General features: G+C 60.2%; 13 protein-coding genes and 2 tRNA genes. 14 read left to right on the top strand and 1 reads right to left on the bottom strand.

Annotation, left to right across the window (positions count from 1 at the left end; all coding sequences use genetic code 11):
* Genes nusB through DW171_RS02450 form a run of 5 tightly spaced genes read left to right on the top strand, consistent with a single transcriptional unit; the run spans window position 1 to window position 4,144 of the window.
* Entirely contained in the window at window positions 1-588 is a 588-nt protein-coding gene (gene nusB / locus DW171_RS02470) for a transcription antitermination factor NusB (RefSeq protein ID WP_118270316.1), read from the top strand.
* Between the two features lie 2 nt (window positions 589-590).
* The gene (locus DW171_RS02465) at window positions 591-830 is read left to right on the top strand and encodes an exodeoxyribonuclease VII small subunit (protein ID WP_006233978.1); all 240 of its coding nucleotides are present in this window, start codon (window positions 591-593) and stop codon (window positions 828-830) included.
* Between the two features lie 35 nt (window positions 831-865).
* Entirely contained in the window at window positions 866-1,669 is an 804-nt protein-coding gene (locus DW171_RS02460) for a TlyA family RNA methyltransferase (RefSeq protein ID WP_118270360.1), read from the top strand.
* Window positions 1,666-2,526 (top strand): NAD(+)/NADH kinase, encoded by an 861-nt coding sequence (locus DW171_RS02455; protein WP_117635157.1) that lies wholly within the window; start codon window positions 1,666-1,668, stop codon window positions 2,524-2,526. Before DW171_RS02460 ends, DW171_RS02455 begins: the two co-directional genes overlap by 4 nt.
* Entirely contained in the window at window positions 2,516-4,144 is a 1,629-nt protein-coding gene (locus DW171_RS02450; protein ID WP_118270315.1) for a DNA repair protein RecN, read from the top strand. Before DW171_RS02455 ends, DW171_RS02450 begins: the two co-directional genes overlap by 11 nt.
* A 59-nt stretch (window positions 4,145-4,203) precedes the next feature.
* On the opposite strand, the gene DW171_RS02445 is transcribed toward DW171_RS02450, so the two are convergent.
* Window positions 4,204-5,061, bottom strand: a complete 858-nt coding sequence (locus DW171_RS02445; protein WP_117806188.1) for a MurR/RpiR family transcriptional regulator — start codon at window positions 5,059-5,061, stop codon at window positions 4,204-4,206.
* 272 nt (window positions 5,062-5,333) lie between these two features.
* Here DW171_RS02445 and DW171_RS02440 point away from each other — a divergent pair, with 272 nt between their 5' ends.
* From DW171_RS02440 to DW171_RS02400, 9 genes are all read left to right on the top strand, one after another.
* A complete protein-coding gene (locus DW171_RS02440; protein ID WP_117816756.1) occupies window positions 5,334-7,337 on the top strand; it encodes a fructose-specific PTS transporter subunit EIIC in 2,004 nt (667 codons plus the stop codon).
* Between the two features lie 548 nt (window positions 7,338-7,885).
* On the top strand, window positions 7,886-8,149 hold the full coding sequence (locus DW171_RS02435; protein ID WP_022094575.1) for an HPr family phosphocarrier protein: 264 nt from the start codon (window positions 7,886-7,888) through the stop codon (window positions 8,147-8,149).
* 133 nt (window positions 8,150-8,282) lie between these two features.
* Window positions 8,283-9,986 (top strand): phosphoenolpyruvate--protein phosphotransferase, encoded by a 1,704-nt coding sequence (gene ptsP / locus DW171_RS02430; RefSeq protein ID WP_055250441.1) that lies wholly within the window; start codon window positions 8,283-8,285, stop codon window positions 9,984-9,986.
* A gap of 74 nt (window positions 9,987-10,060) precedes the next feature.
* The gene (locus DW171_RS02425) at window positions 10,061-10,993 is read left to right on the top strand and encodes a 1-phosphofructokinase family hexose kinase (RefSeq protein ID WP_055250439.1); all 933 of its coding nucleotides are present in this window, start codon (window positions 10,061-10,063) and stop codon (window positions 10,991-10,993) included.
* A gap of 189 nt (window positions 10,994-11,182) precedes the next feature.
* On the top strand, window positions 11,183-12,115 hold the full coding sequence (locus DW171_RS02420; RefSeq protein WP_118270314.1) for a 1-phosphofructokinase family hexose kinase: 933 nt from the start codon (window positions 11,183-11,185) through the stop codon (window positions 12,113-12,115).
* Window positions 12,116-12,279: 164 nt separating this feature from the next.
* Complete coding sequence (locus DW171_RS02415) at window positions 12,280-13,674, top strand: CCA tRNA nucleotidyltransferase (RefSeq protein ID WP_118270313.1); 1,395 nt, start codon at window positions 12,280-12,282, stop codon at window positions 13,672-13,674.
* 152 nt (window positions 13,675-13,826) lie between these two features.
* Window positions 13,827-13,903: transfer RNA gene (locus DW171_RS02410), tRNA-Glu, on the top strand.
* A gap of 22 nt (window positions 13,904-13,925) precedes the next feature.
* Window positions 13,926-13,999, top strand: a tRNA-Glu gene (locus DW171_RS02405).
* 153 nt (window positions 14,000-14,152) lie between these two features.
* Window positions 14,153-15,457, top strand: a complete 1,305-nt coding sequence (locus DW171_RS02400; protein ID WP_118270312.1) for a lysylphosphatidylglycerol synthase transmembrane domain-containing protein — start codon at window positions 14,153-14,155, stop codon at window positions 15,455-15,457.
* Window positions 15,458-15,478 lie beyond the last annotated feature (21 nt).

Genomic DNA, 15,478 nt, shown 5'->3' with positions numbered 1-15,478 from the left:
TTGAGCCTTAAGGTTTATCGCGGGCGTACGCTTGCCCGCAGTCAGGCGCTGCAGCTGCTGTTCCAGGCCGAGGCCACGGACAGTCCGCTCGAGCGCGTCCTCGAGGGCGATTTCCTGATCTCGAAGGGCCCCCTCGACCCCTATGCGCTGGAGCTGTGCCGCGGTGCCTACGAGCATATCGATCGCATCGACTGTGCCCTGCGCGCCGTCGCCAAGAACTGGGATCTTATGCGCATGCCCGGCGCCGACCGCAATCTGCTGCGTATCGCCGTCTACGAGATGCGCTTCCTCACCGACGAAGAGGTCTCGGACGCTATCGTGATCAACGAGGCCGTCGAACTTGCCAAGGCCTATGGCACCGACCAGTCCGCGTCGTTCGTCAACGGCGTGCTGGGCAAGATCGCGCGCAGCGAGGAGTTGCCGGGCGAGGACCTGTACCAGGAACTGCTGGCCGAGGATCGCGCTCGCGAGGAGGCCCAGGCTGCTGAGGCTGCCGCCAAGGTCGCTGCCGCTCAGGCTACCGCCGGTGTACTTGCCGAGGATGTGGACGCTGCTGAGGCCGTCGAGTCCGACTCCGTCGAGGAGTAGCCATGCCAGAGGGTTCCGTCCGCAACTTTGACGAGATCTCGGACCGTCTGGATCAGATCATCGCTACCGTTCGCTCCAAGGATACATCCTTGGAGCGTTCACTCGATCTGTTTGACGAGGCGATTGAGCTGGGCTCCCGCGCGGTCGACATGGTCGATAAGTTTGAGCTGACGCCGCGTGAGGCCGACAAGCTCGAGCAGGAATACGATGAGGATGCGGCAAACGAATCCCAGGATAGCTAGGCCGCATCTCCGGATACGAATGGTTGATGGCATTCATGAAACGCGTGCGTCTTGATGACGAACTGATTTCACAGGGCATCTGCGCCGATCGCGCGGATGCCCTTCGCACTCTTATGGCCGGCTTGGTCTCGAGTGGCGGTGAGCGTTTGACTTCGCCGGGCCTTAAGGTGATCCCGGGCCTGCCGCTGCACGTGAAGGGGCGCATTCCGTACGTTGGGCGCGGCGGCCTTAAGCTTGAGGGTGCGCTCGATGCGTTTTGTATCGACCCCACGGGCCTTGCCTGCCTGGACGTAGGCTGCTCTACCGGCGGCTTTACCGATTGCCTGCTCAAGCGCGGAGCTGCGACCGTTGTCTCGGTGGACGTTGGTCGCGCACAGTTCGATTGGTCGTTGCGTCAGGACGATCGCGTGACGCTGCATGAGCGCACCAACGTGACGCAGCTGCCTGAGCTTGGCTATGCCGGCGCCATCGACCTGGCTGTTTGTGATGTCTCGTTTACCAGCATCGCGAACATTATCGATGCGGTGCTGACGTGCCTGAAGCCTTCGGGTTCGTTCTGCACGCTCGTAAAGCCCCAGTTTGAGGCGCCGGCTGCGCTGGTGGGCGAGCGCGGTATCGTGACCGACCCCGCCGTCCGCCGCGATACGCTCGTGGCGGCGATTGAGCTTTTTGCCGCCAAGGGCCTGTTTCCGCTTGACGTGTGCGTGTCGCCCATCCATGGCGCTAAGGGCAACGTTGAGTTTTTCCTGTACGGCACAAGGTTTGCCCCTGGTGAACGCACCGACGATGAGCTGCAATCCCAGGTATCGGCTTTGAGCGAGAAAGCTGCAACGCTATGAAGGTCTTTCTGGTTCCCAATTACTACAAGCAAGAGGCGGTCGAGAGCGGCCTGATGCTCGAGCTTTGGCTTTCGCGCCAGGGCTACGAGGTCGCATGGGCTGCCGACCAGCGATCGAAGATTCAAAGCACGCCTGATATTGATGGCTCAGATCTGGTCATTACGCTCGGCGGCGACGGTACGTTGCTGCGCGCTGCCCGCATCCTCAACCATCGCGAGATTCCTATCCTCGGTCTTTCCTATGGTCACCTGGGCTTTTTAACTGCTGCGAGCCCCGAGGAGCGCGACATTCTGCAGGTTGTGAGCGATGCTCTGTCCGGCGAGCTCCACGTGAGCCGCCGCGCCACCATCGCCGCGGATATCGTGTCCGTGCGCGAAGACGGCGCGAAGGATGTCGTGCGCACGTTTGCCCTCAACGATATGGCACTTACGCGCGGCCCCCTGTCCGATATGGTCGAATTTGACATCACGGTGTCCGGCCATCATATCGACCGCCTTCGCGGCGACGGTGTCGTTGTTTCGACGGCGACCGGCTCCACCGGCTACGCGCTTTCCGCCGGCGGCCCCATTGTCAGCCCCGATTACACGGGTATGGTCTGTGTGCCCATCGCTCCGCATACCATTCAGGCTCGCGCTTTTTTGACCTCGCCGAGTGATGTCGTCGAGATCTTTATGTCCGATGACCGTCCGAGTGTTCCGGCGATCGCTATCGATGGACAGTTTATTACCTGCGACGGCACGGTCGAGAGCGTGGCCGTGCGTCGCGGTCCCGGCGATGTGCTGCTGCTGGATTACGGCCCCGAGAGCTTCTATAACTCGGTGAGCCGCGTGTTCTACGGAGTGCGCCATGATCGATGAGCTGCAGGTTTCCAACATCGCGCTCATTCGCGAGGCGACGTTGGTTCCGAGTGCGGGCCTAACGGTTTTGACCGGCGAGACCGGCGCCGGCAAGACCGCGCTGCTCTCGGCGCTCAAGCTCATTTTGGGCGGGCGTGCAGATTCGTCGACGGTGCGCGAGGGAGAGGCGCTGGCGAGCGTCGAGGCGCGCTTGTTCGACGGCCCGCACGACACGGAGGGCTTTACCGTGCAGCGCAGCCTTTCTGCCGAGGGTCGCAGCCGCGTCAAGATTGACGGCCGCTTCGCCAGCGTGCGCGAGCTCTCCGAGCGCGTCGGCGTGATGATGGATCTGTGCGGCCAGCATGAACATCAGCGTCTGCTCGATCCGGCGCATCATGTTGCCATGGTTGATGCCTGGGCTGGTCGCTCTGCGCTCGAGGCGCTCGACCGTTACCGTGCCTGCTTCAAGGCGTCGCGTGCGGCTGCCAAGGAGGTCCGTCGCGTGGAGGAAGCCTCACGCGCGCAGGGGAGTCGCGTCGAGGAGGCGCGCTTCGCCCTGGAGCGTATCGCCGAGGTCGACCCCAAGCCGGGTGAGTATGAGGAACTCGAGGAGCTGCTGCCGCGCTCCGAACATGCCGAGGTACTGGTTGCCACAGCTAACGATGCCCATGCATCGCTTGCCGCCGAAGGTGGAGCGCTCGATGCCGTGAACAGCGCCGTGGCAGAGCTTTCCCGTATGGCTACCGTCGATCGCAAACTGGGCGACATTGCCGATGCGCTTTCGGATGCCTGCATCTCCCTTGAGGATAGCGCGAACGAGCTTCGTGCCTATCGCGATGGCGTCGCCTTCGACCCGCGCGAGCTCGCTCGCATGCGTGAGCGGTATTCCGACCTCAAGGGCCTGTTGCGTCAGTGGGGTCCCACCATGGACGATGTTTTTGCCATGCGCGATCGCTCGCAAGAGCTGCTGTCCCTGGTCGATGATGGCGATGAACAGATCAAAAAGGCGAGTGAGGCACTCGGGAGCGCCGAGCGCGAGCTGTTTGCTGCCGCCAAGGCACTCAAGCGTGCGCGTAATACCGCTGCTCCGCGTTTTTGTCACGAGGTTGGCCGCCAAATGGCGCGCCTGGAGATGGGCGGCGCCGAGCTCGTTTGGGAGTCGCGTGATCTTCCGCGCGCCGAGTGGACGCCGGCGGGTCCTTCAAGCTACGAGCTTTTGTATCGCAGCGGTGTCGGCTTGACGCCGCGTCCCCTGCGCCGCATTGCCTCGGGCGGCGAGCTCAGCCGCGTCATGCTGGCGAGCAAGGTGGTCTTGGGTAATGCTGACGGCGTCGACACACTGGTATTTGACGAGGTCGATGCCGGTGTCGGCGGCTCCACGGCTCGTGCTCTTGCTGGTGTGCTGGCCGATCTTGCCGCTACGCATCAAGTGATTGTCGTAACCCACTTGGCGCAAGTCGCCGTCATGGCCGACAAGCATTATGTTGTCAGCAAGGAGCCGGGCGATGTTCCCCAGACGCATTTGGACGAGGTAACCGGCGAAGCGCGTACTGCCGAGATCGCCCGCATGCTCAGCGGCGATCAGTCCGAGGCAAGCTTGGCCCACGCAAAGCAGATGCTCGAAGAAGTTCGAGGCTAGGTCGTATCAGCGGTGTTGGTGGGACAAAATAGACTGAAATTTTTGTCCCACTACGCGTTTTACTCAACGACCTTGTCCGGCTGGATGAGCTCCTCGTAGTAGCTGATATGTTCACGAGCGTCTTCAATCTCGGGCAGCAGGAAGTTGTAGATAACTTCGATGATCATCGTGGCGCTGATCTTGGAGAACGCAAAGTCACCCGTCGTCAGCAGCGCCTCGTGGTTGACGGTATTAAAAGTGTAGTCTGCCAGGCGCGCGAGTGGAGACTTGCTGTCGCTGCTGATGACGACTACGGTGGCACCGCAGTCGCGAGCCGCTTTTGCCATGCGATTCAGTCGGCGCGACTTGCCGGAGTTTGAGATGAGCACGATGACGTCACCCGGGCGCAACGTGAGCGCAAAGCCGATTGATGTCTCGCTAATGGTGCTCGCCATGCAGCGCAGGCCCAGCTGCGAAAACTTAAACGTCGCATCGAGCGCGACCGCGTTCGTATTTCCCACAGCCGCAAACTCAATAACCCCTGCATGCTTAAGGGCATGCACAACAGCCGCCAACGTATCGTGGTCGATCCCGTCGATGGTCGCATTAAGCTCGCTCACCTTGGCAGCCAGGATGTTCTTAAGGCTCTGCTCCATATTGTCGAGCGAGACTTCGTCAGTCAGGCCCTCGTTGCGCTGGCTTTCCAAATCCCTCGCCAACGAAAACTGAAAGCTGCGGAAGCTGCCAAAGCCAAGCTTGCGGCAGAAGCGCGAAACGGTCGCCTCGGACGTGGCGGCGGCGCGCGAGAGCTGAGCCGCCGTGAGGCGTGGCGCCTCGGACTGGTGCTCCAATATATAGTCGACAATGCGCTGCTCGGATTCGCTGTATCCCTGATGGGTACTAATGAGGGAAAGTGCGCTCTTGCTACTATCGGTCATGGATGGCTCCTGGTTGGCATGATAATCGGACTCGTTTTGTACTGTCATAGTATAGGGGGATTTTCAATTACAAGATACACCTTGCCGTTTCAAGTGTTGATGGTAAACTTTCACCTACCGTTTACGGTTATGAAAGAACCTTTCACCGGAGAATTGCTCCTTGTCTCTTCTCACGCGGACGGTAGGTTGGTATCTTTCAGTTGTGGAAAAGCGCGCAAGGACGCGCGTGTAGGGGAGCGCCTGCGGGCGCAAAACTTAAAAAGGAGGGACACATGGCTAAGTTTGACATCATCGCCGCCACCGGTTGCCCGACCGGTATCGCGCACACCTTCATGGCGAAGGAAGCGCTGGAGAAGGCAGCTGCCGAGCGCGGTCTGACCATTAAGGTCGAGACCCATGGCCAGGTCGGTGTCGAGAACGAGCTCACCAAGAGTGAGATCGCCGGTGCCAAGGCCGTCGTCGTCGCAGCCGATAAGGATGTCCAGGCGGAGCGTTTCGCCGGCAAGCGCATGGTTTCCGTTGGTGTTTCCAAGGCCCTGTCCGTCGAGGCAGCCGGTAAGCTGATCGACCGCGCGCTCGCCGCCAAGGGTGACGACTCGGTTGCGGCTGCTGCCGATGTCGAAGATGAGGTCGAGGAGAAGGAATCTATCGGCCACATCATCTACAAGCACCTCATGAACGGCGTCAGCCACATGCTGGTCTTCGTCGTCGCCGGTGGTGTCCTGACCGCCGTTTCGTTCCTGTGGGGCATCACGTCCTTCGATTCGACGGCGTCTGACTACAACAGCTTTGCCGCTATGCTTAAGATCATCGGCGGTATCGCCATGAACCTCATGGTTCCCGTGCTTTCCGCCTATATCGCCGAGTCCATCGGCAAGCGCCCGGCGCTCGTCCCCGGCTTCGTTGCCGGTATGATCGCCATCCAGGGCCTGCCCGTTAACGCCGAGACCGGCATGATCGACGCCGGCGGCGCCGGCGTGGGCTTCGGCTTCCTGGGCGGCATCGTCGGCGGCTTCCTCGCTGGCTATGTCATCCTGCTGCTCGAGAAGGTCTTCTCCAAGCTGCCCAAGAATCTGGACGGCCTCAAGGCTATCTTCCTGTACCCGCTGTTCTCGACCGCCATCGTCGGCCTGGTCATGCTCGGCATCTCCGGCCCCATGGCTGCCATCAACACCGCCATGATGGACTTCCTCAAGGGTCTGTCCGCCTCTGGCGCCATTGTCCTGGGCCTTGCCATCGGCTGCATGTGCGCCGTTGACATGGGCGGCCCGGTCAACAAGGCTGCTTACGTCACCGGTACCGCTATGCTCACCGAGGCCTTGGCTGCTGGCGTTGGCACCGATACCTACAACTTCGGCACCAACTTCATGGCTGCCGTCTCCGCCGCCTGCATCGTTCCGCCGCTGATCACCACCTTCGCCGTCGTCGTTGGCAAGAAGTACTTCAGCCAGGAGGATCATGACGCCGGTATCGTCAACCTCATTCTTGGTTGCACCCACATCACCGAGGGCGCCATTCCGTTCATGACCAAGAACATCTGGCCCGTCATGCCCATCATGATGCTCGGTTCCTCCATCGCCTCGATCCTGACCATCATGTTCAACGTTCACGATCCGGCGCCTCACGGTGGCTTCCTGGTCCTGCCCGTTGTCGAGAACGGTCCGCTGTGGGTCCTCGCGATCCTCATCGGCGCTGTGATCGGTGGCATCCTGTTCGTGGCCTTCAAGAAGTACGACTTCGAGAAGAATCAGAAGGCCGCTCCTGTAGCCAAGCCGGTTGAGGCTTCCAAGGCTGCTGCCGTTGAGGCCCCTAAGGCCGATGCTGCCGACTTCGTGAAGGTCGAGAATGTCTTTGTCGCCGAGGACTTCGCTTCTCGCGACGAGGCTCTGAGCTTCGTTTCCAACCAGGCTGTCAAGGCCGGTATCGCCAGCGACGCCGACGCCGTGATGAACGCCTTCCTGGCCCGCGAGGCCGAGGGCACCACGGGCATGATGGAGGGCTTCGCCATCCCGCATGCCAAGTCCGACGCCATTACCGAGGCTGCCGTCATCGTCGTTAAGGACGAGTCCGGCGTGACCGGTTGGGATACCATGGACGGCGCTCCCGTCAACGTGGCCATCGCTCTGCTCATCCCTGGTGCACAGGCTGGCACCACGCACCTCAAGATCCTGTCCAAGGTCGCCGAGGCGCTCATGGACGAGGACTTCCGTGCCACCGTCAAGGGTTCCACCGACGCCGCCGAGATCGCCAAGACGATCAACGCCCGCCTGGTCTAATCCCACAGTACGCGAATAACATCGCCCCCTGTAACAAAGGCGAGGACTCCATCAGGAGCCCCCGCCTTTTTCTATGCCCTCCCATAAGTTACGGTGAAATGGGGACTGTTTAAACGATTCAACCCCAAATTCAGTCCCTATTTCACCGCAACTTACAAAAGGGCATAGAGTGGGCTGCCTATCGAGTCTTTGTCGCGAACAAGTCATCAGCCAGAATTCTGTTCGCACGATATTACTTTGGACCGACCGAGTTTCCGCAGCTTGCTCGCCCCGGACCCCGCGCGCGGGGGCCATGAGATTTATCGCGAGTTCCGCACGAGCCGAAGAGCACTTAATGTGCTCTTCGTGCGAGCAGGACTGTAGAGCAGGAAATCTCATGGGTCCGCGCGCGGGGTACGGGGCGAGCAAGCGGACAGAACAGACAACTGTCCAACAATTCGTGCGAAACACAATGAAAAACCGTTTGATGTGAGTTAATATAAACAACGTCGTGAATCTGACTCCTGCCACATGCATGACAGGGGTTAAACACAAAAAAGGAGTCAATTATGGTTTCTGAGAAGGCTACCCTCGTTAATCCTCAGGGTCTGCACATGCGTCCGGCTGGTCTGTTCGCCTCCACCATGGGCAAGTACGCCTGTGACGTGACGGTCGTCACCCCCGAGAAGGAGGTCAACGGCAAGTCCCCGATGGCCCTCATGGCTGCTGGTATCCCCTGCGGCACCGAGGTCGAGGTCAAGTGCGACGGCGCCGACGAGGCCGAGGCTCTGGCTGCTGCCATCGAGCTCATCAAGAGCGGTCTTGGCGAGTAGAACTCAAACGGGTCGCATGTTGAACAACTAAGTTCATATTTGGGGGCGCAGTGACCTGTCTTAAGGTAGCTGCGCTCTTTTGTCATGGATATGGCAAAACGCTTTATCACATGACACGGAGAGAGGAATGGGAATGTATCAGGGAGTCAACGCTTCCGAGGGCATCGGTATTGGCACCGTCATGGTCGCCGTCGATCCCGACTTGACGTTTGAGCCGCACGAGGTTGCTGATTCGGCAGCAGAGAAGGAGCGCTATCAGACCGCTCTTTCGGTCTTCTGCGAGAAGACCCAGGCTCAGGCCGACCACATGAAGGAGACGGTGGGCGAGGCCGAGGCCGAGATTATGAGCGGACACATTGTCCTGGCTCAGGATCCGGGCATGACCGACGCCATCAACGCCGCCATTGACGGCGGCACCTGCGCCGAGCAGGCGCTCATGGACACCTCGACCATGTTCGAGAACATGTTCCTGTCCATGGACGATGAGATGTTCCGTCTGCGCGCGGCCGACATCGCCGACATCCGCACCGGTATTCTGGCCGAGCTGCTGGGCAAGGAGGTCGTCGACCTTTCCGTCCTGCCCGAGAACACCGTCGTTGTCGTGCACGACCTCACGCCGTCCATGACCGCCACGATCGATAAGGCCCACGTTGCCGGTATCGTCACCGAGACTGGTGGCCGCACGTCGCACTCCGCAATCATTGCGCGCGCCCTCGAGATCCCGGCTGTCCTTTCGGTTTCCAACAGCTGCACCGCACTGCGTAACGGCATGACCGTTGTCGTCGACGGTGGCAAGGGTATCGTCGAGGCCGATCCCGATGAGGAGACGCTCGCCGCTTACACTGCCAAGGCCGAGGCTTTCGCTGCCGAGAAGGCGGCTCTCGAGGCCTTCCGCGGCAAGCCGTCCGTGACTGCCGACGGCATCAAGAAGATTATTGCCTGCAACATCGGCAACCCCGATGACGTGCCCAACGCGCTCGATCACGATGCCGAGGCTATCGGCCTGTTCCGTTCCGAGTTCCTGTTCATGGATTCTGCTGAGCTTCCTTCCGAGGAGGAGCAGTTCAACGCCTACCGTAAGGTCGCCAGCGCGCTCAAGGGCGCTCCGGTCATCATCCGCACGCTCGATGTGGGTGGCGACAAGGAGATTCCGTACCTGCACATGGTCAAGGAAGAGAACCCCTTCATGGGCTTCCGCGCCGTGCGTTACTGCCTGGCCAACCCCGACCAGTACAAGGTCCAGCTCCGCGCCCTGCTGCGCGCCAGCGCCTTCGGTGACGTCAAGATTATGATCCCGCTCGTCACCTGCGTCGAGGAAGTCTTGGCTGTCAAGGAGCTCGTCGAGCAGTGCAAGACCGAGCTGACCGAAGAGGGTCGCAAGTTCAACGAGAACATCGAGGTCGGCATCATGGTCGAGACGCCTGCAGCCTCGCTGCTCGCTGACCGCCTGGCCGAGGTCGCCGACTTCTTCTCCATCGGCACCAACGACCTGATCGGCTACACCATGTGCGCCGACCGTGGCAACGACACCATCTCCAACCTGTACCAGGTTTACTATCCCGCCGTGCTCCGCTCGCTCAAGAACATCATCGAGAGCGGCGTGAAGGCCGGTATCATGGTCGGCATGTGCGGCGAGGCCGCTGCCGATCCGCTGCTTGAGCCGCTGCTGATCAGCTGGGGCCTGGAGGAGTTCTCGATGAGCGCTCCGTCCATCCTGCGCGCCCGCAAGACCATCAGCCAGTGGACCAAGGCCGAGTGCGACGAGCTCGCCGAGAAGGCGCTCGCCTGCAACACCGCTGCCGAGGTCAAGGCACTGCTCGAGTCCGCAGCTCGCTAATTTGGTATCAGAGGTAACCGCGTGGTTGGAATGGGCCGGCCACGCGGCCCTCACATATACAGGGGGTACTGTAAATGTTCTACACGCTAACCGCTAACCCGGCTGTCGACATGACGGTTTCGAGCTCTCCGCTCGAGCCCGACGAGAACGTCCGCACCGGCTCGGCCAGCTACACGGCTAACGGCAAGGGCCTCGACGTGTCCTTCGCCTTTAAGAAGATGGGCGTCGACACCGTCGCGCTCGGTTTCTTCGCCGGCTTCACGGGCAAGTTCATCGTCGAGGAGGTCATGAACCTGGGTTGCCTCTGCCGCCCGGTCTGGACCGACGGTATCACGCGCATTAACACCTACGTCAACGATGGCCAGCACGAGTACGGCATCCTCAACCCTGGTGCTCCGATCACGCCGCAGCACCAGGAGGAGCTCTACAACATCCTGGACACCGCGGGCGACCTTGAGTGCCTGATCGTCTCCGGCTCCGTGCCTCCCAAAGCTACGCCTGACTTCCTGGCTCAGGTCATGGAGCACGCTCAGGCCCGTGGCGCCGACGTCGTCCTGGACCTGTCCTCCGACAAGCTCAAGGAGCTCGCTCACAAGAAGCCGCTGCTCATTAAGCCGAACCATCACGAGATGAAGGCTATCTTCGGCGTGCCGGTCGACACCGACGACGAGGTCCGCGTTGCCATGAAGCTGGCTCACGAGGCCGGCGTCCAGAACGTGCTGCTCACCCGTGGTAGCCGCGGTGACGCTTACTTCTCCAACGGCGAGGACATTTGGTACGCCAAGCGTGAGTTCAACATCAAGCTTGTCTCTTCCGTCTGCGCCGGCGACTGCACCCTCGCTGCGTTCCTGCACAAGTGGTACAGGGATCGCGACAACGTCGAGGAGGCCATGAAGCTCGCTATGGCCACCGGCGCCAACGTTGCTGAGTCCGTCGGCATCGGCGACTTTGGTCACGTCGACGAGTACAGCAAGCGCGTTGCTGTCCGCAAGCTCGATCGCAAGTAAGCGAAACGCGACATATTCGTGCGCATGCGGCGCTCCGGTTTCGGCCGGGGCGCCTTTTTTGTTCCGCCACGGGGGAGAGGAGTCCTTCCGTACTTCATCGCTTCCACACCGTTCACCGAGTTGTTGTAGCCTTTTACCGAAGCGTGGAATATACTTTCATTAACACGTTGCTTCGTGAAAGGAACATTCATGATTTACACGCTTACTGCAAATCCCGCCATTGACTACAACATCTCCTGCGACGGTCTTGCTGCCAACACCGTCACGCGTACCCGCAACGCCGTCTACACGCCCAACGGTAAGGGTCTCAACGTCTCGTTTACGCTCGACCACTACGGCGTCGACACCACGATCCTGGGCTTCTTCGCCGGCTTCTCGGGTGAGTATATCGTTAAGGGCGCCGAGGCCCTGGGCGTGCCCGTCAAGCCCGTGTGGACTGACGGCATCACGCGTGTCAACGTGTTCCTCAACGCCGGTCCCGACACCGAGTACAACATGGTCAACGCCGGTGCCGCCATCAACGAAGCCAACGAGCAGGAGATGTTTGAGCTTATCGATTCGCTCGATGACATGACCTGCCTGGTTATCAGCGGCTCGCTGCCCCCCAACACCTCCGAGAGCTTCCTGGCAGAGGTCCTGCGCCGCGTGAAGGCGAATGGCGCCGAGTTCGTGCTCGATATCTCGAGCCATCAGCTGGCCGACCTCATTGCTATGGAGCCGTTGCTCATTAAGCCCAACGACGACGAGCTGCTCGACATCTTTGGCATTAAGGTGGGCGGTGGCGACGACGAGTCCGTCAAGGGCGCCATGGCCGAGCTGCACGCCAAGGGCGCTAAGAATGTACTGCTGACGCTCGGCGGCGACGGCGCGTACTTCTCCAACGGCGAGCACATCTGGTTTGCCAACCGCACCTTCGACGTCAAGCTGCTGTCGACCGTCTGCGCGGGCGACTCCTCTCTGGCCGCCTTCCTGTCCGTGTGGCACGACGCCCCGGAGCGCGTCGAGGATGCCCTGCGCCTCTCGATGGCCACCGGCGCCAACGTGGTCGAGTGCCCGGGTCTTGGCGATTTTTCCAAGGTCGATGAGTATCAGAAGGGTATTGCAATCCGTCAGGTTTGCTAGTTCCGGCACCTTGCCTGAATAGTTCAATTATTTCGCATCCGTCTTAGACCAGGACGGATGCGTTTTTGTTTATCGGACTTGCGTGTGCAGTGGAGGCTGTTTCTTGCTAGACTTCTTGCAGACGCAATCGATAGCCAATTTGATAGTCGCAGGAGGCCATAGGCATGTGCAATGTTTCGCTCAACGGTACGCAGCCGACCGATGCCTCTATCCGTGTCCTGCGTGCGCTTGAGGCAGCAGGTCTTGAGGCTTGGTACGTGGGCGGTTGGGTACGTGATGCCCTGATGGGATGCCCCAGCCACGATGTTGACATGTGCTGCAGCGGCCTGTGGCAGGAGTCCAAAGAGGCGCTCGAAGCGGCGGATATTGCCGTGGTTGAGTCGGGCATAAAATTTGGCGGCATCACGGCTATTTGCGATGATGAGCGCATTGAGGTCACCACCTACCGCCTAGACGGCTTTTACACCGACGGCCGCCATCCCCAGAGTGTGGAGCGTGCAGCGTCGCTTGAGGACGATCTGGCGCGTCGTGACTTTACCGTTAACGCTATGGCCTGGCATCCCGAGCGTGGTCTTGTCGACCGCTACGATGGTCAGGGCGACCTGAAGCGCAAGCTCATCCGCGCCGTTGGAGATCCCAAGCGTCGTTTTAACGAGGACGCGCTTCGCATGCTGCGCGCGGTGCGTTTTGCCTGCCGTCTGGACTTTGTGATTGAGCCCGAGACCAAGTGTGCCCTTGCCGAGTGCGCGCCGCTGCTCGATGCCGTGGCGCGCGAGCGCGTGGGTATTGAGCTCGAGGGCATTCTATCGACCGGCCACGGGGGAGACGCGATGCTGCGCTACCCCGAGCTTGTTTGCGCCGCCGTGCCCGAGCTCGCGTCCGCTCGCGGGTTTGATCAACGCAGCGTCTATCATGCGTTTAACGTCTACGAGCATATCGCCCGCGTGCTGACGGTGGCAGGGGAGCTGGCGCTGTGCGACGGCGTCGCGCCCTCGTCGAGCCTTATGTGGGCGGCGTTTTTGCACGACGTTTCCAAACCCGAGTGCTTTACGGTCGATCACGACGGCAGCGGCCACTTCTACGGTCATCCCGAGCTCGGCGCCAAGAAGGCGCGTGTCATCATGGATCGCCTGGCGCTCTCGCACGATTTGGTGCGCGATGTGTGCCTGCTGATCAAATACCATGACAAGCCGCTGCGCCCCGAGCGCTCCTGCCTGCTCAATATGATGCGCGCGCTTTCGGGCGAGGGTGTCGATACGCCGCGTCTGATGGACGAGCTCATGGACCTTAAGCGTGCCGACACGCTCGGCAAGGCGCCCTCGTGCTTCTATTACGTCGAGACGATCGAGGAGATGCGTACGCTCGCCCACGATTTGCTGCAGGCGGGGGAGCCCTATACACTCAAGATGCTTGCCATCAATGGTGGCGACCTGATCCGCGCCGGCGTCAAGCCGGGGCCGGAGCTGGGACAGCTTCTCAACGCCGCCCTCGACGCCGTGATCGAGGACAACATCCCCAACAACCGCGAAGCCCTCCTGACTCATCTCCACCTAGGGTAGCTAAAATAGCCCCGTTCCAAATTAACTACCTTGTTGACCTGCGCGTTCCATAACCTCGCGACAAAATTTCGGCAATTTGGAATTTCTTCTTGCGCATGCGTTTTTTGTCCCGTAATATATTTCCTCGCAGCACGGCAGTGCAGATGTCATATGGCCCGTTCGTCTAGCGGTTTAGGACGCCGCCCTCTCAAGGCGGAGATCACCAGTTCGAATCTGGTACGGGCTACCACTTCTTTTCTGCTGAGGCTTATGGCCCGTTCGTCTAGCGGTTTAGGACGCCGCCCTCTCAAGGCGGAGATCACCAGTTCGAATCTGGTACGGGCTACCTTGAATTTGAGACCCGGACTTCCCACGGAAGCCCGGGTTTTTTATTATCAAACAACTGTCTGTCATTCCCGTTTGAACAAGAGCTTTGCGTTCTGCTTATGGCCCTTACGGGTACAATAACCAAGATATTTTGACTGTTAGAAGGAGTCTCATGACGGAGTCCTCTCAGCATACGTCCAAGCCCCAGGTCGAGGTTGAGGCCTCGGGCGGCGATGACAATAAGAGCGCACGCCGCGGCGCAATCTTTATCGGCGTTGTGCTGGTGGGTTATATCGTCTATCTGGTGGTAACCGGGCAGATGGGGCAGTTCTGGGCTGCTATGTCGAGCGTTCAGGCGCCCTGGCTCGTTGTCGCGTGTCTTTGCATGTTCATGTATCTGTTCTTTGGCATTGTGGCCTATGCGATCGCCGTCTGGCTCGACCCCAATTCGCCCGTCGGTATCCGCGACCTCATTTCGGTCGAGGCGAGCGGTATTTTCTTTGGCAACCTGACGCCCATGATGATGGGCTCGACTCCTGCCCAGATCTACCGCCTGACCAAGGCAGGCCAAAATGTCGGCGAGGCCGGTGCCACGCAGTTCACGCGCTTTATCGTGTATCAGTTTGGCCTCGTTGCCTGGGGCGCCATTCTGCTGCTTGCCCGAATGCCGTTTTTCGCTGAGCGCTATGGCGACATGACGCTGCTGTGCGTCTTTAGCTTTGGCGGTCACTGTTGCATTCTGCTTGGCATCTTTGCCGTCGCGCTCATGCCCAAGACCGTCACGCGCGTTGCCCATTGCATCATCAATTGGCTCGAGCGCATAGGTGTCTCGGCCACTAAGATCGAGGGATGGCGCACGTTTGTCGACGGCGAGATCTACTCCTTCTCCGAGAAGTTCAAGCTTTCGGCCGGACATTTTTCTTCCATGCTGCTCACCGTGTTTATCACCATGCTGCAGCTCGCGTTTTTCTATCTGGTTCCGTATTTCCTGATGCTCGCCTTTGGCCACCACGAGGTCGACTTTTTCTCGGTCATGGCCGCGAGCGCCTTTGTCCAGCTGCTGAGCTCTGCGGTTCCCTTGCCCGGTGGAACTGGTGGCGCTGAGGGCGGCTTTGCATTGTTCTTGGGTCATTTCTTTGGGTCGGCTTCGACCGCCGGCTATCTGCTGTGGCGCCTCATTACGTTTATCGCGCCGACGATTTTGGCCGCGCCCCTGCTGGGTCTTAAGAGCGCTCACAACGAGAGTATCCACGCACGCTGGGATCGCGCGATGCGCAAGCTCGGACGATCGCCTCAGACGTCCTCTAAGCCGGCAAAGCCCCATCCTGTGAACGCGGTTACCGTGGATCCCAAACAGCATGCTCAGAAGGCTTCTGGGGCCGCCAAACCGTCGCATAAGGCCTATGTGCGCCAGACAGGCGACGGCATCCGTGTGTCCCCGGCTGCTTTGAACAAAAAGAAGCTCCCTAAGGCGTAAGAGTTGGTCGTGCGTTCTTCA

The organism is Collinsella sp. AM15-2 (assembly GCF_003471985.1).
Lineage (GTDB): Bacteria > Actinomycetota > Coriobacteriia > Coriobacteriales > Coriobacteriaceae > Collinsella.
The sequence above is the reverse complement of the archived record's forward strand: the minus strand, read 5'-3'. Positions and strand labels throughout refer to the sequence as shown.

What these genes read in the sequence shown, in the direction of transcription:
- DW171_RS02425 (WP_055250439.1), top strand. Translation starts at nt 10,061, where the DNA reads ATGTTCTACACGCTAACCGCTAACCCGGCTGTCGACATGACGGTTTCG.
- DW171_RS02450 (WP_118270315.1), top strand. Translation starts at nt 2,516, where the DNA reads ATGATCGATGAGCTGCAGGTTTCCAACATCGCGCTCATTCGCGAGGCG.
- DW171_RS02415 (WP_118270313.1), top strand. Translation starts at nt 12,280, where the DNA reads ATGTGCAATGTTTCGCTCAACGGTACGCAGCCGACCGATGCCTCTATC.
- DW171_RS02440 (WP_117816756.1), top strand. Translation starts at nt 5,334, where the DNA reads ATGGCTAAGTTTGACATCATCGCCGCCACCGGTTGCCCGACCGGTATC.
- ptsP (WP_055250441.1), top strand. Translation starts at nt 8,283, where the DNA reads ATGTATCAGGGAGTCAACGCTTCCGAGGGCATCGGTATTGGCACCGTC.
- DW171_RS02455 (WP_117635157.1), top strand. Translation starts at nt 1,666, where the DNA reads ATGAAGGTCTTTCTGGTTCCCAATTACTACAAGCAAGAGGCGGTCGAG.
- DW171_RS02420 (WP_118270314.1), top strand. Translation starts at nt 11,183, where the DNA reads ATGATTTACACGCTTACTGCAAATCCCGCCATTGACTACAACATCTCC.
- DW171_RS02460 (WP_118270360.1), top strand. Translation starts at nt 866, where the DNA reads ATGAAACGCGTGCGTCTTGATGACGAACTGATTTCACAGGGCATCTGC.
- DW171_RS02445 (WP_117806188.1), bottom strand. Translation starts at nt 5,061, where the DNA reads ATGACCGATAGTAGCAAGAGCGCACTTTCCCTCATTAGTACCCATCAG.
- DW171_RS02400 (WP_118270312.1), top strand. Translation starts at nt 14,153, where the DNA reads ATGACGGAGTCCTCTCAGCATACGTCCAAGCCCCAGGTCGAGGTTGAG.
- DW171_RS02465 (WP_006233978.1), top strand. Translation starts at nt 591, where the DNA reads ATGCCAGAGGGTTCCGTCCGCAACTTTGACGAGATCTCGGACCGTCTG.
- DW171_RS02435 (WP_022094575.1), top strand. Translation starts at nt 7,886, where the DNA reads ATGGTTTCTGAGAAGGCTACCCTCGTTAATCCTCAGGGTCTGCACATG.